At 44.4% G+C, this 24,819-nt stretch carries 24 protein-coding genes and 2 pseudogenes; 9 read left to right on the top strand and 17 right to left on the bottom strand.

Going from position 1 to position 24,819, the window contains the following annotated elements; genetic code table 11:
• Positions 1-295 precede the first annotated feature (295 nt).
• Positions 296-727, top strand: a complete 432-nt coding sequence (locus tag SPSYN_RS07570; RefSeq protein ID WP_161821862.1) for a MaoC family dehydratase — start codon at positions 296-298, stop codon at positions 725-727.
• Between the two features lie 499 nt (positions 728-1,226).
• On the top strand, positions 1,227-3,269 hold the full coding sequence (locus SPSYN_RS07575) for a fused ferrous iron transport protein A/B (protein ID WP_161821863.1): 2,043 nt from the start codon (positions 1,227-1,229) through the stop codon (positions 3,267-3,269).
• A 68-nt stretch (positions 3,270-3,337) separates the two neighbouring features.
• Here SPSYN_RS07575 and SPSYN_RS07580 read toward each other — a convergent pair whose 3' ends face one another.
• Entirely contained in the window at positions 3,338-3,973 is a 636-nt protein-coding gene (locus SPSYN_RS07580) for a flavodoxin family protein (protein ID WP_161821864.1), read from the bottom strand.
• A gap of 185 nt (positions 3,974-4,158) precedes the next feature.
• Positions 4,159-5,559: an amidophosphoribosyltransferase gene (locus SPSYN_RS07585; protein WP_161821865.1), complete on the bottom strand. Its 1,401-nt coding sequence runs from the start codon at positions 5,557-5,559 to the stop codon at positions 4,159-4,161.
• Positions 5,560-5,857: 298 nt separating this feature from the next.
• On the opposite strand from SPSYN_RS07585, the pseudogene SPSYN_RS16180 reads away from it, so the two are divergent.
• Positions 5,858-6,178, top strand: a pseudogene (locus SPSYN_RS16180) (putative sulfate/molybdate transporter); the annotation flags it as partial.
• Complete coding sequence (locus SPSYN_RS07590) at positions 6,164-6,940, top strand: putative sulfate/molybdate transporter (RefSeq protein ID WP_341478872.1); 777 nt, start codon at positions 6,164-6,166, stop codon at positions 6,938-6,940. The pseudogene SPSYN_RS16180 and the gene SPSYN_RS07590, both read left to right, overlap by 15 nt.
• A gap of 183 nt (positions 6,941-7,123) precedes the next feature.
• Here SPSYN_RS07590 and SPSYN_RS16185 read toward each other — a convergent pair whose 3' ends face one another.
• From SPSYN_RS16185 to SPSYN_RS07615, 6 genes are all read right to left on the bottom strand, one after another.
• Entirely contained in the window at positions 7,124-7,249 is a 126-nt protein-coding gene (locus SPSYN_RS16185; RefSeq protein ID WP_279279250.1) for a hypothetical protein, read from the bottom strand.
• 149 nt (positions 7,250-7,398) lie between these two features.
• Entirely contained in the window at positions 7,399-7,878 is a 480-nt protein-coding gene (locus SPSYN_RS07595) for a metallophosphoesterase (protein ID WP_161821866.1), read from the bottom strand.
• Between the two features lie 143 nt (positions 7,879-8,021).
• Complete coding sequence (locus SPSYN_RS07600) at positions 8,022-8,678, bottom strand: XTP/dITP diphosphatase (RefSeq protein WP_161822238.1); 657 nt, start codon at positions 8,676-8,678, stop codon at positions 8,022-8,024.
• A 51-nt stretch (positions 8,679-8,729) separates the two neighbouring features.
• Entirely contained in the window at positions 8,730-9,473 is a 744-nt protein-coding gene (gene rph / locus SPSYN_RS07605; RefSeq protein ID WP_161821867.1) for a ribonuclease PH, read from the bottom strand.
• A 27-nt stretch (positions 9,474-9,500) separates the two neighbouring features.
• A complete protein-coding gene (locus SPSYN_RS07610; RefSeq protein WP_161821868.1) occupies positions 9,501-10,316 on the bottom strand; it encodes an MBL fold metallo-hydrolase in 816 nt (271 codons plus the stop codon).
• A 261-nt stretch (positions 10,317-10,577) separates the two neighbouring features.
• Positions 10,578-12,896: an SH3 domain-containing protein gene (locus SPSYN_RS07615; RefSeq protein ID WP_161821869.1), complete on the bottom strand. Its 2,319-nt coding sequence runs from the start codon at positions 12,894-12,896 to the stop codon at positions 10,578-10,580.
• A 218-nt stretch (positions 12,897-13,114) separates the two neighbouring features.
• Here SPSYN_RS07615 and SPSYN_RS07620 point away from each other — a divergent pair, with 218 nt between their 5' ends.
• A complete protein-coding gene (locus tag SPSYN_RS07620; RefSeq protein ID WP_161821870.1) occupies positions 13,115-14,227 on the top strand; it encodes a Gfo/Idh/MocA family protein in 1,113 nt (370 codons plus the stop codon).
• A 21-nt stretch (positions 14,228-14,248) separates the two neighbouring features.
• On the opposite strand, the gene SPSYN_RS07625 is transcribed toward SPSYN_RS07620, so the two are convergent.
• On the bottom strand, positions 14,249-14,917 hold the full coding sequence (locus SPSYN_RS07625; protein WP_161821871.1) for a GerMN domain-containing protein: 669 nt from the start codon (positions 14,915-14,917) through the stop codon (positions 14,249-14,251).
• Positions 14,918-15,069: 152 nt separating this feature from the next.
• Between SPSYN_RS07625 and SPSYN_RS07630 the strand changes: the two genes are divergently transcribed.
• Complete coding sequence (locus SPSYN_RS07630; RefSeq protein ID WP_161821872.1) at positions 15,070-16,056, top strand: L,D-transpeptidase family protein; 987 nt, start codon at positions 15,070-15,072, stop codon at positions 16,054-16,056.
• A gap of 103 nt (positions 16,057-16,159) precedes the next feature.
• Here the strand turns inward: SPSYN_RS07630 and SPSYN_RS07635 are convergent, their stop codons facing one another.
• The 5 genes from SPSYN_RS07635 to SPSYN_RS07655 form a co-directional block, all read right to left on the bottom strand.
• The gene (locus SPSYN_RS07635) at positions 16,160-17,518 is read right to left on the bottom strand and encodes an APC family permease (RefSeq protein ID WP_202623762.1); all 1,359 of its coding nucleotides are present in this window, start codon (positions 17,516-17,518) and stop codon (positions 16,160-16,162) included.
• 1 nt (position 17,519) lies between these two features.
• Entirely contained in the window at positions 17,520-17,876 is a 357-nt protein-coding gene (locus tag SPSYN_RS07640) for an SCP2 sterol-binding domain-containing protein (RefSeq protein ID WP_161821873.1), read from the bottom strand.
• Between the two features lie 14 nt (positions 17,877-17,890).
• Positions 17,891-18,808, bottom strand: coding sequence for a quinate 5-dehydrogenase (locus SPSYN_RS07645; RefSeq protein ID WP_161821874.1), 918 nt, complete (start codon positions 18,806-18,808; stop codon positions 17,891-17,893).
• 122 nt (positions 18,809-18,930) lie between these two features.
• The gene (locus SPSYN_RS07650) at positions 18,931-19,140 is read right to left on the bottom strand and encodes a hypothetical protein (protein ID WP_161821875.1); all 210 of its coding nucleotides are present in this window, start codon (positions 19,138-19,140) and stop codon (positions 18,931-18,933) included.
• Positions 19,141-19,390: 250 nt separating this feature from the next.
• Positions 19,391-20,146 carry a CpaE/TadZ family protein gene (locus tag SPSYN_RS07655; RefSeq protein ID WP_161821876.1) on the bottom strand — a complete coding sequence of 252 codons (756 nt, stop codon included), beginning with the start codon at positions 20,144-20,146 and terminating at the stop codon, positions 19,391-19,393.
• Positions 20,147-20,438: 292 nt separating this feature from the next.
• On the opposite strand from SPSYN_RS07655, the gene SPSYN_RS07660 reads away from it, so the two are divergent.
• The 3 genes and pseudogenes from SPSYN_RS07660 to SPSYN_RS07670 all read left to right on the top strand — a co-directional run.
• Positions 20,439-20,813 (top strand): spore coat associated protein CotJA, encoded by a 375-nt coding sequence (locus SPSYN_RS07660; RefSeq protein WP_243152958.1) that lies wholly within the window; start codon positions 20,439-20,441, stop codon positions 20,811-20,813.
• A 20-nt stretch (positions 20,814-20,833) separates the two neighbouring features.
• Positions 20,834-21,091, top strand: a complete 258-nt coding sequence (locus SPSYN_RS07665) for a spore coat protein CotJB (RefSeq protein ID WP_161821878.1) — start codon at positions 20,834-20,836, stop codon at positions 21,089-21,091.
• A 33-nt stretch (positions 21,092-21,124) separates the two neighbouring features.
• Positions 21,125-21,295, top strand: a pseudogene (locus SPSYN_RS07670) (manganese catalase family protein); the annotation flags it as partial.
• A 244-nt stretch (positions 21,296-21,539) separates the two neighbouring features.
• Here SPSYN_RS07670 and SPSYN_RS07675 read toward each other — a convergent pair.
• The 3 genes from SPSYN_RS07675 to SPSYN_RS07685 form a co-directional block, all read right to left on the bottom strand.
• Positions 21,540-23,051, bottom strand: coding sequence for an ATP-binding response regulator (locus tag SPSYN_RS07675; protein ID WP_161821880.1), 1,512 nt, complete (start codon positions 23,049-23,051; stop codon positions 21,540-21,542).
• A 25-nt stretch (positions 23,052-23,076) separates the two neighbouring features.
• Positions 23,077-23,931, bottom strand: coding sequence for a CheR family methyltransferase (locus SPSYN_RS07680; protein ID WP_243152959.1), 855 nt, complete (start codon positions 23,929-23,931; stop codon positions 23,077-23,079).
• 13 nt (positions 23,932-23,944) lie between these two features.
• A partial coding sequence (locus tag SPSYN_RS07685) for an ATP-binding protein (RefSeq protein ID WP_161821881.1) occupies positions 23,945-24,819 on the bottom strand: 875 nt, incomplete at its 5' end.

Consider the following 24,819-nt stretch of genomic DNA (forward strand, 5'->3'; position numbering starts at 1 on the left):
AATAACCTTCTAATTATAGTATGACTTGCAGACATGTTGTTGCATCATTCGACTTTGCCTCACTAACTTCAATTACTATGTAAGGGAATAAACCTCACAGTTTCTCCTTGCGGAAAGGTTGAAATTGGTATGCGGATTGAGTAGGTAATGGAGGGGCGGTTGGCAACTCGAACCAATAATTGCTGAGTTACCAAAAGTCCAATCCCGCAGTAAAATCTACTCATTTTCATATTGATAATTATATAGACGTGTAATATTATGTTTTTAAGAAAATTCATAAAAGAGGAAGATGTGGATGTATTTTGATGATTTTACAGTTGGACAAGAATTCGAGATAGAAAGTATAACAATCAATAAAGAAAAAATGCTGAAGTTTGCTCAGGATTATGATCCGCAACCTATTCATTTGGATGAGGATTTTGCCAAGAAGTCCAAATTTGGGGTAGTTATCGCCCCCGGCATCATGAGTTTTATGTCCGTGTGGGCTAAATTTGTGGAAAGTAATATTATTACTCAACAGTTTATTGCTGCCTTGAGTTTCAGGGTTGATTGGTTTTCGCCTGTATTTGCTGATGATGTTCTGAAAGGTAAAGCAACGATTAATAAACTAACAGCAAGGAACCGTTATAACGGCATAGTAGAAATCCGCATTACCGTAACCAACCAAGAAGGTACATTGGTGATGGATACTACTACAGAAGCAGTACTGGAAAGAAGGGTCGGGTAAAACTTTACCGGCCTTTCATTCAGAATTATAACGACATGACTGCTGCACTCCCGGCGAGCCAATACTTTTCCAGATACTCCCTTCCATAACCAAGCGTAATTTCTGCACTGTACATTACCTATCTTTTACAACTTTGCTTCGAAATGTTTTTCAGATGTATCCATCATTCATTGCCAACCAATGATTATTAAAGACCACAACTTATTTTGTTTCTAGAGCAGGGGATTTAGAATATCCTCTTTTTTTATTTGTTTTAAAAAACCATGTAATTTTATAAAACCAGGTAAATTGTAAAGTTTTTTAACAAAGGTAATATGATTAACCACATAAATTCAGCCTGTTTCTTTCTTAGACTTATTGCAGAAGAAAACGGGAACCATTATCATAAAGAAGAAATCATGAGTGTAGTGATAATAAGCTTGTATTTACTACCTCATTATTTGACAATGCTTGTATAATGATATTGGTAATTGAGAAATTGTGGAGTGTGTTCGTGTTTATGATAAAAAAGGATGTACCGGCTGAGATTATAAATGACCACGATATTAAACAAACAGATGAGTCGGACCATCGGTATTCATCCCTTATTAATTTAACTCGGCTTGAAAATAACCGGTCGGCAAAAGTCATTGAAATTCAGGGAGGGCATCAAGTAGTAGGCAAACTTGAGGCTATGGGGATAGTACCCGGGGCAACTGTGGTGAAAAAAAGTGCCTCAATAATGAAAGGCCCTATTGTCATTGAAAAAGCCGGCATGCAATTTGCCGTAGGTTATCCAATGGCTGAGAAAATTATTATCGAGCCATTAGCTTGGGACGATGCAGCCGGGCATAGTCCGGTAAAAAAAATTGTACTACTGGGCAATCCAAATGTAGGTAAAACCCTGCTCTTCTCTCGAATCACAGGTACTGGTGTGGTAACGGCTAATTATGCAGGTACAACCATTGATTTGGTGACCGGGAAGTTCAATTATGGTGGTAGAAAATATGAATTAATTGATGCCCCGGGCATTTATTCCCTTGAACATTTTTCTGAGGCCGATGAGATAGCTCTAAAGTTAGTAACGGATAGTGACATTATTATTAACGTTATTGATGCGACCAATTTAGAAAGAAATTTGAATCTAACCCTACAGCTTTTGCAGGCTCGCAAGCCTATGTTGGTATGCCTTAACTTTTGGGATGATACAGAGCATAATGGCATTTCTATTGATGTTCCTGCTCTGCAAAAAATCTTGGATGTACCGGTAGTAACAGTTAGCGCTTTGCGAAAAGAAGGGATAGCCAAACTACTTGAAGCAATACCAAAAGCAAGAATTAGTAACCTAACCTATGATGCCGAAGAACACTGGAACCAAATTGGTAACATAGTCAACACGGTCCAGAAGCTTGAGCACCGGCATCATACTGTTTTGGAGCGCTTAAGCGATTTTACCCTGCACCCGATTGGTGGTATTATAACTGCCCTGGGGGTGCTGCTGACTACCCTGGTAATCGTACGTTTCATTGGAGAAGGTATGATCAACAATCTTTTAGACCCCTTTTATACGAATATTTATGCCCCCTTGATCATGAATCTTGTTGGTCATATTCCCTCGGAATTTATCCAAGGTCTTCTCGTGGGTTATAGTACCGACCCGCTTGAGTCCTTCGGCATTCTTACCAGCGGTATTTATATCGCACTAGTACAGGTATTTCCTTATTTTATTTCTTTTTATTTTGTATTTGGCTTTCTTGAAGATTTGGGATATCTACCCCGCCTAGCGGTTGTAGTTGATAACTTTTTCCACAGGTTTGGGCTGCATGGTTACTCATCAATTCCCGTAATGCTGGGCCTGGGCTGTAAGGTGCCGGCCTTATTATCCACGCGTGTGTTAAACAGTCAGCGAGAAAAAATATTGACCATTGCGTTAATTATGATGAGCGCACCTTGTCTGCCGCAAACCGCAATGATTGTTTCATTAGGAATGCATTATGGAGTAACAACAGTACTTTTCATATTTATAATCCTTTTAATTCTGGCTTTAGGCATCAACATTTTAATCAACAAAAAATTACCTGGCAAATCAGAAGAGTTTTTCACTGAGCTGCCGTCCTATAGAATGCCTTCGCCAAGCTTGATGGCCGTAAAACTACGGGTCAGAATTGTGGAATACTTTTCTGAGATCCTGCCCATGATCACTTTGGGCGTGTTGATTATGAACATCCTGGACTATTTGAAAGTAATCGAATTCGCTACCAACATTCTTAAAAAGCCGGTAGAACTGGTTATGGGATTACCGCCTGAAATCGCCCCGATCATGTTGATGGGTTTTCTCAGAAAAGATGTGTCCATTGCCCTGCTGGCGCCGTTGCATTTGACAGCACATCAATTCATAATTGGAAGTATCTTCTTAGTTCTTTACACGCCCTGTATAGCTTCATTTTTTACCATGTTGAAAGAATTAGGAGCCAAAATTGCCTTAAAGATAATAACACTGGTCTTTATAGTAGCTTTAGCTGTGACATTTATGATACATGCCATCTATATTCTAGTATTTTAACAATTATAATTCACCCATCTAAAAATTAGCCCCCTGCGGAACTCATATTCTGCAAGGGGCTGAGCATTTTAGCGAATAAAATTCATAAATATTTTTCTTTCGCTTTCCGGTGCTTTAATCACTTCTTTTCCATGTTCAATTATCTTCATCAGCCAGGCCATGTTTTTACCAAGAATCCTCATAATTTGCACTCCCTCCAGATCTTGCAATGCATCACCTGGTTTAGTGCCATAAATAACATTCCAGTAATTAGACGTTGGCATAATCATTTCAGAATAACTTATGTAATTGTTCAATTGGGAAATGGCCTCAATCCCTCCTGTACGTCTTACGGCAACAACACCTACAGCAACTTTGTGCCTTAACATGTTATTATTAATCCCTGTAACATAAAATGCCCGATCTAAAAATGCTTTCATTGTAGCTCCAATTGATGAATAGTGCACAGGTGCCCCAAAAATTATGCCGTCGGCATTTTTCATTTTTTGAATCCACTCATTAACCTCATCACCGGGAAGAACGCATTCCTCATTTTTATTGGCAATACATTTACCACATGCGGTGCATCCTCTAATTGACTTGCCCCCTACATGAACTATCTCGGTTTCGATACCTTCCTTTTCCAGTTCATCAACGACTAATTTAACTGCTTGATAGGTATTGCCTTCCTTATTTGGACTTCCATTAAAAGCAACAACTTTCAATTGTCATACCTCCATCTTAAAAAATCAATAGTTATATATTTCTATAATTATTGGTTATTACCTTCAACGTATTCCAAATATTACGTCTTTATTATTGATACTACAGTGATGATACCATTTCATTTGCATCCCTGGATAAAAAGCTGGTCACCCGGTGTGTAGCCGGGGGATCAGCCCCACCATTGTTATTCCTTTCCGTTCCAGCAGTAAGTGCAAATTTTATCCTCGCCGATTCCGATGGCGTCAAGCATGTCGGGCAGATTTTGGTATTTTAGCGTGGAAAAGTTGAGTATTTTTCTGATACAATTAACCATTTCATTGTACTTATCATTAGCGGGATCACAATAGGCTTCGTAAGATTCGGGTTCTTCTCCTTCCAGTTCGATGATAGCTTGTCTGGCTACCAAATCCAGTTCCGATCTTGAAGTGGAGAAGTTTAAGTATTTGCAGCCAAAAACAAGCGGTGGACAGGCCGAGCGAATGTGCACTTCGCGGGCGTTACATTGATAGAGCAAATCCACAGTTTCTCTCAACTGGGTACCGCGAACAATTGAATCATCGCAGAAGAGCAGTCGTTTATCGGTAATTAGATCAGGAATAGGCATCAGTTTCATTCTTGCCACCAGGTTCCTAATTTGCTGATCCTGCGGCATAAAACTCCTGGCCCAAGTTGGTGTATATTTTATAAAGGGACGTCCATACGGGATTTTTGATTCGTTCGAATAGCCAATAGCATGTCCAATACCCGAATCAGGTATTCCGGCTACTATATCGATATCAACGTTGTCTTTTCTAGCCATTGCAGCGCCATTTTTATATCGCACGACCTCTACGTTCATACCCTCGTAGGTTGAAGAAGGGTAGCCATAATAAATCCACAAAAAAGCGCATATCTTCATTTTATCTCTGGGGGGTGCAATTTTCTCAATACCTTCAGGAGTTAGAAGAATTATTTCTCCCGGGCCGAGTTCATATTTGAACTTGTAACCGAGGTTATTAAAAGTACTAGATTCAAAAGAAACGCAGTAGGAACCTTCTTTCTCCCCAACTATTAAAGGCGTTCGGCCGAGTTTATCCCTTGAAGCATATATTCCCTGTGGCGTTAAAAGCAATATCGAACAGGAGCCTTCGATCAACTCCTGCGCCTTCAATAAGCCGTCTTTAAAAGAATTTTCTAGATCAATAATCACAGAAACAAGCTCGGTAGGGTAAATAGCCCCTTTGTTGGTTTCCAAAAAATGAACATGTTGGTTAGCGAACGCCATGTTGACTATATCATATAAATTATTGATGATTCCTACCGTACTGATGGCGTATTGACCAAGGCGTGAACGCACTGTTAAAGGCTGAGGCTCTGTATCGCTGATACATCCAATACCCAAATTACCTGATAACTTGGTTAGTTCAGGTTCGAATTTTGCTCTAAATTGCGTATTTTTGATGTTGTGTATTGCTCTAGTAAAACTGTTACCGTTCCATACCACCATGCCACCCGTATTGGTGCCCAGGTGTGAGTGGTAATCTGTACCAAAATACACGTCCATCACGCAATTTTCTTTTGAGGCAACCCCAAAAAATCCACCCACGTTATTACACCCCCTGCAACGTATACAAACGTTTCAAGTTCCTATTCTTCTAACATTAATAAGGGTACTTCAAACAACCTCCCGAGTCAACGCAAATATACAATTGAAGACTATGAAAACTTTGCGTATTTTGCCACGATGAAAATTTATGAGGCTGTCTTTGGCGGCATATGGACTTGTCTTAAAGCTGTAGCAAAGAGTAAAATTGTATATGTGATTGTAGTGGAAGGAGTGGTTAGAAACGTATGATTCCAAACCACTTTTAAAAAACCGTTTTAATCAATCTGAGTGGGCAGGTGCTTTCGGAGACCTGGGAACTTTGATACCCTTTGTAATTGGTTATATTACTGTAATGAATATGAACCCCCTGGGTGTTCTGTTTACGTTGGGAATACTGTTAGTTATCGCCGGAGCTTATTATAAGACACCTATCCCGGTACAACCCATGAAGGCCATCGGCGGTGCAGCCATAACTCAATCTGCTATTACTTCGGGAATGGTGTGGGGGGCGGGCATATTTACAGGTTTATTCTGGTTAATCATGGGGGCAACCGGAGCGCTTAACCACATCTCTAGAATTTCATCGAAACCAGTTATTAGGGGAATTGTACTTGGACTCGGTCTTTCCTTTATCATGGAAGGAACCAGGATGATGAAAACTGATTTCGCTATAGCTGTGATTGCACTGGTGATGACCTTTATCCTGCTCAGTAATAAGCGAGTTCCGGCCATGTTTGCTTTAATTGTTTTTGGTGTTGCGGTTGCTCTGGTTAAAAACCCCGGCTTAGTGCATGAATTAGCCGGTATCGAATTCGGTTTACAGTTACCCCGGATGACTTTAAGCGAGATGACCTGGAGCGACTTCGTTAAAGGGACTCTTCTCCTTGGTATCCCCCAGATTCCTTTAACACTGGGCAATGCAGTAATCGCCGTAACGGCAGAGAATAACAGGTTGTTTCCTCAGCATCCCGTTACGGAAAAGAAGATAGCAATATCCCAGGGATTGTTAAATTTGTTTTCACCGTTGTTTGGCGGTATCCCCTTATGTCACGGAGCAGGAGGCATGGCAGGCCATGTTCGATTCGGCGCCCGCACCGGCGGGTCTACAATTATTTTAGGGTGTCATTTATTGATCGTGGCGCTTTGCTTAAGTGACTCGGTGCTCACACTTTTTAAAATATTTCCCACTAGTGTGCTTGGCGTAATTTTATTTTTTGCCGGATTGGAACTTGCTGTTTCAGCCAGGGACGTCGGTCCGGGAAAAAACGACTTTTATACCCTGCTGGTTACAGCCGGATTTTCCATTTGGAACATGGGTATCGGCTTTCTAGCCGGTCTGGTTATGCAGGAATGCTTCAAGAGGAAAATTTTTAAAGTTTAATTAAGAAAGCCATTAGCCACAATTACATGGTTAATGGCTATCATGTTAGTGTTTAACAAAAACAACGTTAATTGCTTTGACTAAAGCATTTACTTTATCGCCTTCGGAAAATCCTGCTTCTTCTAAGCTGTCTCGCGTCATCACGGACGTGAGCCGGATAGCATCATCACTTCACCCGCCAACTCACATGACTACCTGGGCCATTACATTATCAACTTTAATTTTTTCAACCTCGCCATTAATATTATTTCGCACGCCGGCTTCTATGACAATCACCTCCTTAGCCGCAATGATTATAAACAAGCTCATAATAATATTTTCTACTGAAAATTTTATGGGTTTAGGGTACGAATTTTGATTGGAATATATACATCTAAAATAAATTAACCGCCCTTATAGCAGGCGGCAGGCATAAGACAATTTTAATTTTACAGACATGAATTATATTTATATGTCAATTATTCGGTTAACGTATAAATTTCTCCTTTCGTAAAAGCCGGTCCAATTTCCAATATACCATAACTGGCAGCTAAACCAGCCGGAGGGCGCGAAGTGCTGCCCGGGTTGAATAAACACACATTATTTTCACATATATTGGCCGGCACATGGGTATGCCCAAAAACCACCACTTGTACTTCCAATTCTTGCGCCCGGTAATTTAGAGACTGAAATGTGTGCTTGACCCGGTAGAAATGGCCGTGGGTGACCAAAATTTTGCATCCGCCCAGCTTAAGGATTAACTCATCCTGCCCCCGGCATTGTGCATCACAGTTGCCGGGCACAGCATAAACAGGCACTTCCAGCATTGAGCCGATACGCAATGCATCGCTATAATAGTCACCGGCATGGATTAATGCATCTATTTTCCCCATTTGCTTGATTGCCTTTACAGCTATGCTAATTGAACCATGCGTATCGCTAATAACACCAACGCGCACGACATTTCCCCTTTCCAAGTACATTTTCCTTGGCCGGCTTAACAACAGCTTCCAGCCTTAATAGTCCGCCCGGAGAAAGTACTGCTCGTTTGACCGGTTTAACCGGTTTGCCGGAGGAGTTCGAGATATAGCGGCGTTTAGTCTTATCTATTACCTTCACCCGCAGCAGCTAAAATAACTCTGACCTTTTGCAGCGCCTGTCCCCGGTGGCTGATCGAGTTTTTGGTAGCGCTGTCCAGCTCGGCAAATGTTTTACCATATCGAGGTATGAGAAATAAGGGGTCATAACCAAACCCGTTTTCCCCTCTTATCTGCTCAATAATAATACCTTCACAGGTTCCCCGGGTGGTGGCCACCTTTCCGTCGGGGGTAGCTATGGCCACCACACAACAAAAACGCGCTGTGCGTTTTTCTCGCGGTACACCGATGAGCAGCTGCAATAGTTTTCGGTTATTGGCAGCGTCATCATGTTCCGGTCCGGCAAAGCGGGCCGAGTGCACCCCGGGAGCACCGGCCAGATAGTCTACTACTAGTCCGGAGTCGTCCGCCAGAGTAGTTGCTCCCAGAGCAGTTGCTACCACTTGAGCTTTTTTTATTGCATTGGCTTCAAAGGTATCGCCATCCTCAACTACTTCAGGCACCCCGGGGAAACTTGCCATAGATACTATTTTAAAACCGGTACCCGATAACAACTGCTGCAATTCTCTCACCTTGCCCTCATTGCGGGTAGCCAAAACAATGGGGTCAGGCTTAAACTTTCTTAAACTAAGTATAATATCCTGATATTCAGATATATCCATGCTCACAGTTTATTCATCCTTTATCAATTTCGTGCAGCAAGTGACTTACCTTTAGTTGCCGATACAGCCGGCTACCGTACCTAGAACGCTTTTCTGGTATTCTATTAACTGCCTGATACCTGTATCGGCTAGATCCAGCAGCTGGTTAGTTTCACTTCTACTAAACGAGGCTTCTTCTCCAGTACCCTGAATCTCCACGAAGTGGCCTCCGCCGGTCATAACTATATTCATATCAACCTCAGCAACGGAATCCTCAGTATAGCAAAGGTCCAGCACCAGCTCGCCGTTGACCCTCCCCACGCTGGTGGCGGCAACGAAATCCTGCAAAGGCATTTTATCCAGCTTACCATTTAACACAAGGTAATAAAGGGCATCTGCCAGTGCTACAAAAGCACCGGTGATGGAAGCCGTACGGGTACCGCCATCTGCCTGGATAACATCACAGTCAAGGGTAATGGTATACTCACCCAAGGCCTGCAAATCAGTAACCGACCGCAGAGCCCGGCCAATGAGGCGCTGTATTTCCAAAGAGCGACCGTTTTGTTTCCCCCGCACGGCATCCCGCATCATGCGCTGTCCCGTACTTCTGGGTAGCATACCATATTCGGCAGTAAGCCAGCCCCCCTTACCTTCCGCCTTGCGCCAGCCGGGCAGGCGCTCTTCAACTGTAGCAGTACAAATTACTTTAGTATCGCCCACCTCAATTAAAACTGATCCTTCGGCATGTTTGTTAACATTCCTGGTTATTATCACCGGTCTTAATTGATTATTTTTTCTTCCATCTGCTCTTTCCATTATTGACCTCCGATGTATTATGTATTATTAAGGTAAGGTAAAAATCTTGTCCTGCGCCGCGGCAAAAACTGCACTCCCAAAGGCTTCCCCGGCCTCCGCCAGTAAATCATCCACATTGTATTCGGGCCAGAAGTGGGTCAGTACCAGCCGTGCTGCCCTGACCTGGCGGGCCAGTTCACCGGCCTGACCGGACGTCATATGAAGCCCGGCCATCTTGTCGGCATCTTTATTTAGTCCGCTGGCCTCGCAAAGCAGTAGATCGACATTGACGGCAGCTCTGCTTATTTCCGGCGTGGGGGCAGTGTCACTGGTAAAAAAGAGCGATTGCTTGCCCTGGCTGATCAGCACCGCATAACCGGGCAGGACGTGCAGTATGGGTATGAAGTATAGGGTAAGCTCGTTAAGCTGGGCTGTTTTAGCCGGCACACTGCTCAGTGGGCTGCCGGGAATCAGTCCACCGGGCAGGGCAGCGGGCAGCTCGCTGGTGGGCAATTCTGCTATATTTATCACATCAAAAGCCTTGGTAAATCCTGACAGCTCCCGGTATATTTCCGATGGTTCCGGTGGTATAAACAGTTTAATCTTATTCTCCATGCGGCCGTCACGCCTGGCCCCTTCAATAGCGTGACGCAGGCAGTGGATGTCGGCATAATGGTCCGGGTGGTAATGGGTAATTACTACCCCGTCCAGTTGCTTGTAATCAATATTTTTGGTTAACCGGGCAAAACTTCCATGACCGGCTTCCAGCATCAGTGCGGTGGAATCGTTTTTCAACAAGTAGCCTGAACAGGCTTCTTCCGGACGGGGATAGGGCGCCCAGCAACCCAGTACAGTTAATTGCATGCAATTCATCTCCATACATTTAACACATATTCTTTCCCACAGCATAATTATGTAATACAGCAAAAGCAAGTGGTTGGAACTCAGACCCACCATATTGTACCACTTTTCCAACAGTTTTTGAAAATTATTTGTTTGGCATCGGTGACGGGCATTAGAAGCAGTTTGGGCCGGTTCAATGCAAATCTTTCGGCGGGAAGGTATTTTGGTATTATTAAAAGAAGAAGATGTTTCCTGGTTAGGAAACACCTTCTGCATATCATACTAATTTGTTTGTCCAAAGTAATTATTAAGTGCCAGGGTGAGAGCTTCGGCCACTTTGACACGTGTCGATTCCTGCCTGAGCAATTTTTCCTCCTCGTAGTTGGATATAAAGGCTACCTCGGCCAGTACCGCCGGTACGGGGGAAGTGCGCAGTACCACAAAGTTGGCCTGCAGCACGCCCAGGCTGCGCCTGCCCAGCGTTTTAACCAATTCGGACTGGACAAGTCCGGCCAGACGCTGGTTGTCAGCCTGGTCTACACCTGCGGGGAACTCCCCGGAATCTCGGCGATAATAGGTACTGGTACCATTAAAGTCCCGGCTGACATTGGCATTAATATGGATGCTTAAGAATACTTCGGCACCTTCCTGTTTAGCAATATCTGTGCGTTCGTATAAATCTACAAACTCGTCGCTGTCCCTGGTCATCACCACCCGGGCACCGTTTTCAATAAGCAATTGTGCCAGCTTGGTAGCAATATCCAGGGTGACATCTTTTTCCTGCAATCCAGTTGGCCCGATAGCGCCCGGGTCACGGCCGCCGTGTCCGGGATCAATAGCGATAATGCGCCCTCTTAAAAATTCACCCAATTCGGGCACGTATATATCCAGGTCAAGCTGCCGGCGATCATCTGAAAGTTTGTCCACGCTGACCACAACGTCGTTTAAATCAAATACCACTCGCACAACCGGTGTTTTTTCGTCTTCTAGTAACCCGGTACGCATCCTGGTCACAGCTTGGGTATTTATCATAGACTCTTCCGGTAAATCACCTATATTCGTATTTTTCAGATCGATAACCAGCCTTTGGGGATTGCCAAGCATAAACATGTTATAGTTCAGTTCTCCGGCGGCTTTGATGGTGATCAGGGTATGAGTGTTTTCCTGACGCACTTCAATTTTTTCCAGATAAATGGCCTCTGTTTGACTGCTTGCATTACTCTGGTCAGTGTCCTCGGTTTCTACCGGTGGATCCCCCTGCGCCGGTGAGGCTTCGGCCTTTTCTACATCACCCAGCCAACCGGCTACCCAGCCGATTACACCGCCTTCCATACTGACCTTATACCAGTTGCCGGTTTGCTCCAGCACACCTAAGCGTTCACCACGGCTCACCTTACCGACGACATTGTGCTCTATGCCAGGTCCACCCCGGACATAAACATCATTATTGTTGATGACAAGATGTACTGTACTGTTGTCATTGCTATCCAAGCCACCGTCATTTGGAGTATTATTACTGCCGGTGCTGACAGAACTACTGTTCTGGGCCGGTGCACTTGGCTGTGCCCCCGCCACTTCGCTGACGCTGGCCAGCCAGCCTGCCAGCCAGGCTGTTTTACCATCGGGGAGTGATATTTTCAGCCACTGGCCGTTTACTTCGTTAACGGTGTATTTTTGGCCTTTATTCACCTGGCCGACTATACCATGTGATGTGCCGGGCCCCGAGCGCAGATTGACGTTAGCAGCGGTTATCGTGGCCTGCTTAATCTTAGCGCCGGCGCTTTCGGTATACCCTGTGGTACTGCTCTCAACCGGCTTTGCCTCGGTTACCGGCCGACTTACCGCCACCTCGCCGACGCTGGCCAGCCAGCCGGCCAGCCAGGCTGTTTTTCCTCCGGGGAGTGATATTTTCAGCCACTGGCCGTTTACCTCGTTAACGGTGTATTTTTGGCCTTTATTCACCTGGCCGACAATACCGTGGGACGTGCCGGGTCCCGAGCGCAGATTGGCGTTTGCAGCGGTTATCGTGGCTTGCTTGACTGTGCCCGTATTGTTTTGGCTACCCGGCGAACCCTGCTGAACCGTATCTTGTTGACCGGAGGATTTTTGTACTTGCACCAGCCAGCCTGCCAACCAACCGGTAGTACCACTGGGCAGCTTAACTTTCACCCAGTCATTGGAAACCGTCAGCACCGGAAGTTTAGTATTTGCATTGACCTTGCTTACCACCGGATAGCTTGTCCCCGGGCCACCGCGAACATTTACCGACTCGGACTTGACCACGGCGAAACTTGTTGGTGTATCGGCTACTGACTTGGCTTGAACCAGCCAGCCGGCAATCCAGCCTTCGGTATTTCCTACTTTTATTTTGTACCAATCGCCGCGCTTATCAAGAGCCGTATACATCTGCCCTTTTTGTACACTGGCAACGATGGCGGTGTTGGTATCCGGCCCGCCACGCACGTTGACGTTGCTGCCGCTAACAGTCAGCTGGGTGGATGCGGGAAGAGCTGAGGGTGTAAGCAGTAGCCCGGCTATAAGCAGGCAGGAAATAATTAGTCCTTGTTTTATCTTCTTTTGCCAGTTACGATGCATTTCCATACAAGTTTCCTCATTTCCAAAATATTATCTTTTTAGGATCTGATTCAACAAAAAGCTTTAAATACCTGTTTGGGATATCTGTTTATAAAGTGCTTAATTATGGATAACTTAAAGACGCATAAAAAAGTCGTTATGTTCCCAATTAGGTAAAAAAAATGGATAGTATGCCTGTTTCGGCTACATAATAAAAGTAATTAATAACAATGGGGGAATACGCTATGGATAAGCTAAAAGTGGGGATTATTGGCACGGGCCTGGCCTTTGAGCGGCTGCATTATCCCGCCTATCAGGAGCTGTCTGATAAATATGAAATCGTTGCCCTTTGCGATCCTGAGCCTGAGAATACCCGCCCCTGGGCTGAGCGGCTGGGATTGGGAGTTAATAATATCTACACGGATTATCGTCCCATGCTCTGGCGGGGTGATATTAATGTGTTTGATATTATGGTGCCCATTGAAAATAATTTCCGGGTCACTGAGGACGTGGCCAGAGCTGTCGCCCACCAACACGGCCGGGCGATTATATGCGAAAAACCACTGGCGGCAAATTATGAACAGGCTAAGGCTCATGCTGAGCTGCCACGCCGCTATGGAGTGCCCATTATGATCGCCGAAAATTACCGTTATAGTGAGGAAATTAATATCATTCGTGATATGGTCAGGGAGAAGAGAATAGGTGAGCCTGTTTATTTCATTAATAACCGGGTGATTTGTTTCCCTGAGGAGATGCTGAAAAATGATTTTGCCCGGACGGAATGGCGCCAGCACCCGGTATTTGCAGGCGGAGTAATTATGGATTCCGGAGTACACGATGTAGCCGCCATGCGACACATATTCGGCGCCATTGATAAACTCCAGGCCTTTGGGGTGCCCCAGCACGACGATTTTGCTCCCTATGCAGTACTTAATGTGAACCTGCGCTTTCACAGTGGTGTAACCGGACAGTTTAGTTTTTACAGCGCCGGCAAAGAAATGCAGCGCCCGCTGGTTGGACTGCGTATATTTGGCACTAGCGGCATGATTTACCTCGAGGAAAGTGATTGCGGTACGATCAACGTATCATATAACGATGGACGGTCTGAACAAGTACGTTACCGCCCACAGCGTGGTTATTATAATGAGCTGCTGAACTTGTATAACGCTTTGACAGGTCGTGAAATAATATCCGTCACACCGGAAATGGAGTACGGTGACGTCAAAACGATTTTAGATATGCTGCGCTCGGCTAAGAACGGCAGCATTGTTGAGGTGGACAGCACTAGTAGTTATATCCCCGCTTACCGCCCCAACTACCAGCCTCAGTTTGAGTACCACCCGGTTACCTGGCATTAGCGGTCAAAGCCCTGCTTCATTCTAGCTGCCGGCCCGGATCAGGTCACTATCGCGGGTCAGCGGTACGCTGACATCCAGGTGTCCGGCAATGGATTCAACAATCGCTCCGTCTACCAGTATCTGCACTTGCTCGATGCTGCTGAACTGAGTTAATGTATTCACTATTGAATAAACGGTAGTATTTTCCGACCCTGACCCGCCACTGTGGTTGGCAACCAGCTCCCGGCTAAAATTTACGGTGCACAGCCCGTCCCGAATGTTTATATCCAGCAACCGGGTGCCGTCTGGTATGGTAGCGCTTAAACCCTGATTGCGTGGACCACAGCATAACTCATGTATAGCTTGCCTGGCTATACCGGCTGTTTTGTTTATGGTCCGCCGTTCGGCTTGTAAGTAACCGTCGGCATCAGCAAAGTAGAGCACAACTGTAGTAGTTGCTCCTTCAGCTGAATCAGAAGAAGAGGTTATTGCACTGCGCGCAGCCTGGTCTGACGCGATGCTTGAGGTTGCCTCCTGTCCACTGGCGATTTTAACCGGTGCCTGATCGTTATCTGCTGTTTGGTTATCAACCGCATTATTTTGCGCCGGCGGTTGTTTGGCTGCGGTTTCTTGGTCACCAGCACAGCCCGAGGAATACATAACAACCAAAATCAGGGTCATGTAGATGAAGAATTTGATGGCTGCCTTCATATGCGGCCCCCTCTCATAAAGTTTGTCCATTTAAGTTTATGGGCTTGGTCACGGGTTTATGACAATAATTCGCAGTATGTGTTCAGTATTAAGAGCTACGTTAAGTTAATATTGTTAATTTACAAAGTTTATGTCTGACCCTGGAGGAAACTATGGCTAAACAACTGAAGGCTAACTATGCATTATTATTTACCACCGGGTGTATATTCGCAATTGTAGTCGTTGTATTAATGGTTCTTAGCACAAAGCCAGTCCAGGCAGCAAATGTCGCTATACCCGGTTGCCCCTGTTACCAAACGGAGCAAGAAGCTGAGCGAGAGTTAACGGCCACTCAACCGGCTCTAAAAGGTGACGATGTAATCCAAGTTCAAGAACGGTTGAAGCAATTAGATTTTTACCATGGGCTGATTGACGGTATCTACGGGCCGGCTACCATAGCAGCGGTGAAAGAATTTCAAAAATCCCATGGTCTTGAGCCTGACGGCGTAGTGGAGGAATTCGTCTGGCAGGAACTTGACCAGGCTCAGTTTGCCTTGGGAGCACACGAGAAAACACCGCCTCCCCCCGGCGAAGTGAGCATAGTTGTAGATACCTACCGGCGAAAGTTGACAGTCATGTCGGATGGTGAACCGTACAAGCAATACCCGGTGGCGCCGGGTAAATATAAAACTCCCACGCCGATAGGTAATTTCAAGGTGCTGCGCAAGGCCGCCCACTGGGGTTCAGGCTTTGGCACCCGCTGGATCGGACTGACAGTGCCCTGGGGTACCTATGGGATTCACGGCACCAATAATCCCGGAGCAATCGGCAGCTATGCCAGCCACGGTTGTATCCGAATGAATAACCGTAATGTCGAGGAGATCTACCCCTGGGTTAAGCCCGGCACACCTGTAATACTAATCGGCAACCCGTTTCGCTACCAACCCAGTCAATACAGGACGATGAGGCGAGATGAGCGGGGTAGTGATGTGATGGAAGTACAACTGCGCCTGCAGCGGCTGGGCTACTACACCGGCCCCATTGATGGTATTTGGGGCGGAGGCATGGAAAGAGCTGTGCTGCAGTTTCGAGAAAATAAAGGGCTGGCCAAGGGTAATGCAGTTGACTATGCGGTTTACCAGGCTTTAGGTTTGCAGTAAAATAATGCTTGCCATAATTATGGCAAGCGAAAAGAAATGAAGTATTAAAAAGCGCGCCCAGGGGGAACCGAATGGGCACGCTTTTCTTAAACCATCAATCCTGTTAATCAGTTCTAGTCTGTTCACCGGACACCGGTCGCCGGCGCGGTCTGATCGTAGTCTTTTTTTCCTGGTAGCAAAGCTTAAGCTCGGGCACTACCACTTTTACATACCAGGTGCACAGCAGCAGGCCAAGGGTGATATATAACAAAACAATGGGAAAACTGGCAAATACAGCCATAGCCAGGCCGGTGAATACTATCGCGCAGATGCCCGGTATAATGTAACCGCCCGGTATGCGGTAGGGGCGATCTGCCTCAGGCATTTTTTTGCGCAGCCTGATCACCGCCAACCCAGCCATGGCATAGATAATGCTCTCCATTGCTGCAGCCATATTCACCAGCATCAAGTACCTTTGTGTCACCAACACAGCAATGGAAATAGTCAAGCCGATAATAAATATGGTTAACACGGCTGTCCACGGGGTAAAAAAACGCAGGCTTATCTTACTGAACACCGGCGGCAGCACATGTTCCCTGGCTGAAGAATATATGAAGCGAGAGACACTGATCAAACCGGCATTAAATGTGGTAATGGAGGCCGCCAGCGTGATGGCCACCATCCAGGTTACCCCGGCCTCGCCCAGTATTCCTCGGGCGAAAAGCAAATGAGGTATGGGTGAGCCTGCCAGCACCTCGCGGGGTGTCGTAGCCGTCATGGCTACAGTAAAAAGCGCGTATGTAACACTTAAGATCCCGATGGCCAGCAGCATGCCCCTGGACACCATGCGGTGGTGGGTTACTTCTTCAGCCAGCGGGGTTACCCATTCGAACCCTACAAAAAGAAAGACTCCCAGTGCTACTGCATTGACCAGCCCTTTCGCGCCAACTGCAGACAAAAAGCCGGTAAGCTGAAAATCTGCTTTAAACAGGGCAATAAAGGCGAAAGCCAGCAGAGATAGGATCAGACCGTAGGTGAGTGCACTTTGAAATCCACCGGCGATTTTAACACCCAGCAAGTTTACCACCGTCACAATGGAAAACATGGTTAGAATCCAAGCCAGCGCGGGCACTGCCGGCCAAACCTCATATAAAACCTGGGCCAGCACGTAACTTTCTGCTCCAATCACACCCATAACGACCATCATGTACAACATGGATACGATAATGGCCAGCTGGTCATTATAAGCCCGGCTGAAATAAAGGCGAATTCCTGCCGCCGAAGGAGTCATACCGTTTAGCTCGCCAAAACAAAGGGCTGCTGTCATACACAGCAGCCCACCGGTTAAAATAGCCAACCAGGCGGCGTCACCCGCCAAAAACCCGGCCACCTGTACTGCCGCAACAAATGTTGAACTGGACAGCGTCAACCCGGCACTGGTGGCCACAATGGTACGCATGGTGAGCACTTTCTTAAGCTGCAAGTTACTCACCCCAAATCATCAGTGAAATAAAATCCAAACGCACAATATCGTCTTCAGACCCTTGAATCACCAGGGTGCCGTTCATATATGGTTCGGTAGGAGTAATATCGCCGTAAAATAAATCCGCCAGTGTCTCGCTGTCCGATGTAACCACTAAATCAGGGTTTTGGTCTGACACACCCTGAGTCACCGTTAACTCTCCGTTTTGCAGGGTCAGGGTATGTTGGGAGTCTATATCGCTGGCAATAATTCTGATCACCCGGTTCCAGTCCCGGTTCATTAGCTTAAGCTTACTGTTTTTTTGGTAGCCTTCGTAAAAAGACTGTAAACCGGCGGATATTTCTTCATGTGTTGCCATAAAAAATCCTCCACTTAATTATCCAATTCAATAATTTTAGGTCTGAAATCCAGCTTATTAATGATATCCAGATAATCCTCGGGAGTAATCTCGCTGCTGGGCTTACCTAATAACACCACCAGCACTCCCTCGATAACATTGGTACCAAAGGAGCGGCCTTCGAAGACCGGGGTAGTGGTCACCAGCCGCCCGGCGCCGTTTTGCCGCAAAAATTCAACATCCGCGGCGGTGGTAGTATTTGTAATGATGGTTTGTCCGTTCAGTTTATCCGGCAAATAGCGTTTGATAAAGTGGAAGTCGCCGGCAATTATCTCAGCATCGTAGTAATACGGGGCAAATTTCTGCGCTTTTTCCTCATCCCTCGATTCCTGCTTCTCGCCGGTGGGATAAAGCATATGGAAAGGCAGCTGGGTCATTTCCGGCAGAAGTTTGGCAGCCATTTCCTTAAGTTCCTGAAGCGTTTTAATGGGATAGGGTATACCTGCAGTAAAAATTAAATCACCAAAGGTAACATCGCACTCAGCTGCTGCGAAAGCCTCGGCCATGCCAAAGCGGTCGACGGCGCTAACCATGAGCACCCGGGTTCCCTTTTTAATAATATCGGTATTTTGCAGTAAAAATGTTACTGTTTCCCGCTCTAAGGTATTTTTAAGTCCGCTACCGTCCACCACCGGGGTACTTTTCACAGCCCCCATTAACCTTAAACCATCCTTAAAGGCATATCTTCTATCGCCTGCATAGACATATACATCTATACCGCCCAGGCCGATGGCATCCACCTGCCCGTCCAACTGCTTCAGCTTGGCTACGGCTTCCTCAAAATCGCCGTTCACACCCAGGCGGCTGATTTCAAACTGTTCGCCCAGCAGTTCAACCTGCACCTGGTGGTCACGCTTGGAGGAACCCAGGCTAATACTGACCACTCGTTTCAAAAGCAGGACCTCCCATCATCTCTCAAGGTGCTTTTTTTATACCCTACCATTGTAACCAATAAATGCAAAAAAAACAAGCTATGCAGCTGTCATGGCATCGATGCGTATCTTCTTCCATCTAGCTAATCAATATACCCTGGGTACCTATATTTCTTATGTGTATCTGCTGAATTTATCTTTGGAGAGTCTTCCAGTACATCTATTGCTTCGTCATATGCATCGATGTAATCTGTTTCCAGCACATTCAGCCATTCCGTACTAAAAAAAGGTATTTCCTGCTCACCGTTTATTTGTTCTGCAATTCCAGTTAAGTCTTTCTGCTCATCATGCATGTTTATTTTCCTCCGTTTTTATTATTAAAAAATGGCTTATCTTTTGCCTATAGTTTACCCCGAAATTTTTCAAAATCTCTTCTGCTTGTCCTGTCCCCTAAGTCTTATCCGGTTACTTTGGTGGCAGTATTATTGTGTGTATAAACATAAACATGTGAGCCCTTGCCATAAATATGGCAAGCATAGTTTATTAAAGTACAAAAAAGGCGCTGTATTAATAACAGCGCCCTAAATTAACTTATATTTGATTTTAATCTATATTACACAGTTTACCTGCAATGTTACCGATTTCTTCAGTATAACGATTGGAACGTTCCATTGTAAATATCTTGGCCTTACCTTTCTTCCCGCTAAAATCCGGGAAATTGGGTAATACCCCGTAAAGGTCTATTCCCAGTGCATCGCTTATCTCCAATGGATCTTGTTCTGCATGGGTAGGATAGCGATTTAGCACTAACCCGAATTGCTCGAGGCTGAATCCTTCGTCGACCAGCAATCGTACATAAGCTTCCGCGTTAGGCAATGTGAAACCAAAAGGTTCGGCAACTAAAAGCACCTTATCCATCCTGAGCAAAATATTCAGTGTATAGTCACGAACCCCTGCACTGCTGTCAAACACCAGCACATCATACGGGGCTTTTAGCAGGCTGTGCAGCATAACATTAACACAGTTGAGCAACAGTGGAGAACCGGCTAAATCGACCATTGTGTTACTGGCAAGTACTGGCAGCCCGTGGAAACTCTGAACATAGGGTTGTATATCATCCCAGGTATAGTTTATGTCCCAGTACGGTAAGCTCTCCAACCTTTTGAATATATCTACTGCCCATAAACCAAGGTTGGGAGTGCTGTTTAGACCTAACTTTTCAGTTAGGCTTCCCTTGACCAGATCCATATCCACCAGCAATGTACTGTGGCCCTGACGATAAAAATAACCGGCCAATTCCTTAGCTACGGAGGTTTTGCCCGTGCATGGTAAATAACTATACACTGCCACAGCTTTCATACCACCACTCCCTTATACAATAATTCACCGGGCATCTTCTACCTCCTTTTAGCTAATCAATAAAATGGATATAAAACTGAAATCACCCTTCATACTACGAAAACAATGCTAAGATTATTCACAAATATCGGACTTTAATAAACTTATTTTATCATAATTGCGCAATGCTTTGACGGTAGTTTTGCTCATTTAGCGAAATACCATAATTATCTTTTTTGTCACATTTTTGGTGTTAACAACATAATCTGGATTAAATTAATTATTGGAATAAATTGCAATGGAGGTATGCGTTTTGAATAACAAAGACGATAAGAAACCAGTTCAGGCTAAGGATGCAGCAGCAACCGGCCTGGGACCGGTTCACAATAAGCCGGGCGCCGGCGGCCCGCCGAAATATGTGCCATTTGACCCGGTGCCGGGTGATTTGCCGCCGTATCCAAGCCACCCTGGCTTCGGTCCAGGCTATCCACCGGCTCACCCGGGGCATCCCGGAGGGCCTGCTTATCCCGGTTACCCGGATCAACCAGGCTTTGCCCCATCCTGCCAGGGTATGGAACTTGCCAGGGCTTATATCTGCATCCAAAGTTGGGGCAATGTCAATTCACCGGCTCGGGCTTTGGAAACAGGAACTTTGTTTCCTGAACTGTACCGGCCATACCCGTACTAAATGTTTGGAGGTGGATTAATATGGATAATCATAATCAAGCGCAAATGTTGTTACAAATACAACAACTAGAATTCGTAACCTTGGAACTAAATTTATTTTTAGACACTCACCCCAATGACCGGCATGCACTGGCTATGTTTAACCAGGTACACAAGGATTTGATGCAAGCTGTGCGAAACTATGAGCAAATCTACGGCCCGCTACTCAATTTTGGTTTTTCTCCAAATAAACAGGATTGCTGGAAATGGACAGATAGCCCGTGGCCCTGGCAAATTTGAGGACCCCAATTTAAAAGGAAAGGATTTGTGAATATGTGGGTTTACGAAAAGAAATTGCAAGTTCCCGTCCGAGTAAGCGGACCCAACCCTAAGCTGGCTAAATACGTGATTACTCAGTACGGCGGGCCTGAAGGTGAACTTTCCGCCTCCCTGCGTTACTTAAATATGCGGTATAACATGCCAACAGATATGGCCAAGGGGATTTAGCCCATGTTGATATGATATTGTAACCCATTATGCTCATAATACATAAGATGTATTATGAAACAAGAACAACTTAACATGGAACAAGAAAAAATTGTCAAGGCGCTTAAGGTTATTTATAAGATAGCTAAACGGATTGTTGAAAATACGGACAAGGCGTCGCAAAATAAATCCCCAAATTCTTAAATTTGTTTGCGTTTATTGATTTTCTAACTGTTTCCGCGGTATCAAAAATGTATTAAGCTTATATATTAAATCTTACATAAAACGTTGTACCACTGGAATTAGTTTCTATATCTATTTTGGCATTATGTTTCTTGGCAATGTTATAGCATACAGCAAGTCCTAAACCTGTACCATCTTCTTTTGTAGTGAAAAACGGCGTGCCGATTTTTTCAAGCACTTCGGGAGTTATCCCATTTCCGTCATCCTGGACAGCTAATACGATTTCCTCATTGGTCATAGATGTTTTTATTCTCAAATTTCCACCAGGTGACATGGCCTGCAAGCCGTTACGAACAAGATTGAGAATTAACTGATTGATTTCTTCTTCGTCCAAGGGGATTTCTGTAACGTCTTCTAATTCAGTATGTATGTACTTTCCGGAAACCATTGCATCAGCTTCTATTAAAGGGAATAAGTTCTCAATTATTTTCTTAAGGCTTTGACTTTTTAATTCGATAAACTTATCTTTAGCCAGGGATAGATAATTTGAAATAATTGCATTTGCCCTGTCCAGTTCCTCTATCATTAAAGAAAAATAATCATAATGATTAGCACACTCCTCCTTACCGGCCAAAACCTGTAGTAAGCCTCGCACAGTAGTCATCGGGTTCCTAACTTCATGGGCAATACCAGCAGCCAATTTGCCCACCGTATTTAGACGATCAATATAGGCCATATCCTTTTCAAGCCGTTTGATTTCGGTAATGTCTCTAAAATAAATAGATAACCCATCAAAAAATGGATAAACATTTACCTCATAGAATGTGTGTTCCGAATCCGGAATTTCAATCTCAAAGCGAACATTTTGCTTGCTTCTAACCGCTTCATTAAATTGCTCATAGAGTTTTGGAAAGATATTTTTCGGTATCAAATCCCTTATACTTCTTCCGATAAGTTCCTCGGGAGATTTGTTAAATATTTGAGCAAATCGAACAGCCTCATGATTAATGTAAGTTATTAAGCAATTGTTATCCAAAGAAATAAATGCATCCGAAATACTTTCTAAAATATTGGTAACCTTCTTATTAGATTCAATTAACTTATCGGCAATTATTTTTCGATGGTTAATTTCCTCAAGCAGTTTCTGATTTGCAACTTGTAATTCTAAGGTCCGCTCTCGCACCAGGGTCTCAAGATTTTCTCGATCTTGATAGAATTTTAGATATACTTCAATCTTTAATTTTAATGTATCCGGGTGAAATGGTTTGATAATATAGTCCGTAGCACCAATTCGGTATCCTTTAATCACAAATTCATTGGCCTGACTGATTGCTGTAATAAATATTATGGGTATATTTTTACACTTATTTCTTTTTCTGATTAACTTGGCTGTTTCAAAACCATCTAATCCCGGCATTTGAACATCCAATAGAATTAGCGAAAAATCCTCGGCAAGAATTAACATTAAAGCCTCTTCCCCGGAACTTGCCCTAACCAAATTATATTGGGGACACATTAATACAGCCTCTAAGGCCACCAAATTTTCCGGCCTGTCATCAACCATTAATATATTTATTTTTTTGTTGCTCATATGGATCCTCCGGTTACAAATATATTTATTTATATTTGCGGTAAATTTTTTCTTTTATATCAACACTATCATAGCAGTGAGCTACATCCGAGAAATCAAGAGTCTCTTTATTGCCTAAACCAAGAAATCCCTGAACGCATAAGCTATCATAAAACAATTTATGCACTTTTTCTTGCAGTACTCGGTTAAAGTAAATTAAAACGTTTCTGCAAATTATTATGTCGAATTCATTAAAGGATTCGTCACTGGCTAAATTATGCTGAGCATAAATAACTTTCCTTACAAGAGACGGTGTAAAGATAGCATTATCATCTATCACTTTATAATAATCGGAAAATGACCTGGTTCCGCCGGAATTTATATAATTCTGGGTATATAACTTCATTTTAGATAAGGGGAAAACCCCTTGCTTGGCCTTTTCTATTATTTTACTGCTCATGTCGGTGGCATAAATCATTGTTTTATCATGCAGGCCTTCTTCAAGTAAAAGAATGGCCATTGAAAATACTTCTTCTCCACTCGCGCATCCTGCACTCCATATGCGGATAAGGGGTTTGTCTTTTAATAGTGGCAGTATCTTTGTTCTTAAAGCCAAGAAAAAACCAGGATCACGAAACATTTCGGTAACATGTATACAAAAATCGGCAAATAAACTTTCCATTGCTTGTTGGTCATGCAATACTTTTTCTTGTAAAGCTGATATATTATTTAAATTTTCAATCCTTATTCTGTGGCGTATTCTTCTGCGCATGGAAGAATAAACATAGTTCCTAAAATCAAAGCCGTAACGCTGGAAAATACCTTCAAGCAAAAGAGTTATTTCAATTTTTTCCAGCTGTTCATCGTAGCTTGGTTGTTCGGCTTTCTTACTTATATCCAAATTACTGCACCACCTATTTATATAACCAAACCTTAATCAAGGACAGAAGTTGCTTTAAGTTTACCGGTTTACTGATATAGTCGGACGCTCCGGCATTAATACATTTTTCCCGATCGTACTTCATAGCCTTGGCCGTCAGGGCTATAATGGGCAAGGCTTGATATTGAGGCATTTGCCGGATACGTCTCATCGCCTCATAGCCGTCCATTTCGGGCAGCATTATATCCATTAGCACCAGGTCAATATCCGGGTTTTCCAGCAAGGTTTTAATGCCGTCTTTACCATCGACAGCAAATAATACATCCATCTTATGGTTTTCCAGCAGAGCAGTTAGGGCAAAAACATTTCGCGGGTCATCATCCACTATTAATATTTTCCGCCCTTCCAGCGGACCCTGTGGATGATCTAGTTCCGGCTGATTTACATCATCACTTAATTCTTCTTCCGTGCCTGCTGCTGCCTCGCTTATTATAATTTCTTTCATGGTGTCAAAAGCTACTAGCGGTATGAATAAGGTAAAAGTGCTGCCTTTACCTTCCTGGCTTTCCAATCTGATAAAACCTCCGAGCAGCTCGGCAATTGTTTTTGAGATTGATAAACCCAGGCCAGTACCACCATACTTGCGGTTAGTGGTTCCATCTGCCTGCTGAAATTCCTCAAATATAATGTTATATTTTTCTTCTGGAATGCCAATACCCGTATCGGTAACCGATATAGCCAGCATAGGAGTTGCGGTAGCTGGCATCGTCGCTTTTTTGATTTGCAGCAGAACACTGCCTTTTTCCGTGAATTTAAAAGCGTTCGATAATAAGTTCTTAAGTATTTGACGTAGTCTTTGTTCGTCAGTGTAGATAACCTCCGGCAGGTCGTCGGCTAGCTGTACGGAAA

It is taken from the genome of Sporotomaculum syntrophicum (assembly GCF_009932395.1).
Taxonomy (GTDB): Bacteria; Bacillota; Desulfotomaculia; order Desulfotomaculales; family Desulfallaceae; genus Sporotomaculum; species Sporotomaculum syntrophicum.

Bases quoted from the DNA above. Each gene is read 5' to 3' on its own strand.
- SPSYN_RS16185 (WP_279279250.1), bottom strand. From the start codon at position 7,249: ATGAGCTTGTTTATAATCATTGCGGCTAAGGAGGTGATTGTCATAGAA.
- SPSYN_RS07575 (WP_161821863.1), top strand. From the start codon at position 1,227: ATGATAAAAAAGGATGTACCGGCTGAGATTATAAATGACCACGATATT.
- SPSYN_RS07625 (WP_161821871.1), bottom strand. From the start codon at position 14,917: ATGAAGGCAGCCATCAAATTCTTCATCTACATGACCCTGATTTTGGTT.
- SPSYN_RS07650 (WP_161821875.1), bottom strand. From the start codon at position 19,140: ATGCATGATGAGCAGAAAGACTTAACTGGAATTGCAGAACAAATAAAC.
- SPSYN_RS07610 (WP_161821868.1), bottom strand. From the start codon at position 10,316: ATGCAATTAACTGTACTGGGTTGCTGGGCGCCCTATCCCCGTCCGGAA.
- SPSYN_RS07615 (WP_161821869.1), bottom strand. From the start codon at position 12,896: ATGGAAATGCATCGTAACTGGCAAAAGAAGATAAAACAAGGACTAATT.
- SPSYN_RS07665 (WP_161821878.1), top strand. From the start codon at position 20,834: ATGGATAATCATAATCAAGCGCAAATGTTGTTACAAATACAACAACTA.
- SPSYN_RS07620 (WP_161821870.1), top strand. From the start codon at position 13,115: ATGGATAAGCTAAAAGTGGGGATTATTGGCACGGGCCTGGCCTTTGAG.
- SPSYN_RS07630 (WP_161821872.1), top strand. From the start codon at position 15,070: ATGGCTAAACAACTGAAGGCTAACTATGCATTATTATTTACCACCGGG.
- SPSYN_RS07655 (WP_161821876.1), bottom strand. From the start codon at position 20,146: ATGAAAGCTGTGGCAGTGTATAGTTATTTACCATGCACGGGCAAAACC.
- SPSYN_RS07600 (WP_161822238.1), bottom strand. From the start codon at position 8,678: ATGGATATATCTGAATATCAGGATATTATACTTAGTTTAAGAAAGTTT.
- SPSYN_RS07675 (WP_161821880.1), bottom strand. From the start codon at position 23,051: ATGAGCAACAAAAAAATAAATATATTAATGGTTGATGACAGGCCGGAA.
- SPSYN_RS07570 (WP_161821862.1), top strand. From the start codon at position 296: ATGTATTTTGATGATTTTACAGTTGGACAAGAATTCGAGATAGAAAGT.
- SPSYN_RS07640 (WP_161821873.1), bottom strand. From the start codon at position 17,876: ATGGCAACACATGAAGAAATATCCGCCGGTTTACAGTCTTTTTACGAA.
- rph (WP_161821867.1), bottom strand. From the start codon at position 9,473: ATGGAAAGAGCAGATGGAAGAAAAAATAATCAATTAAGACCGGTGATA.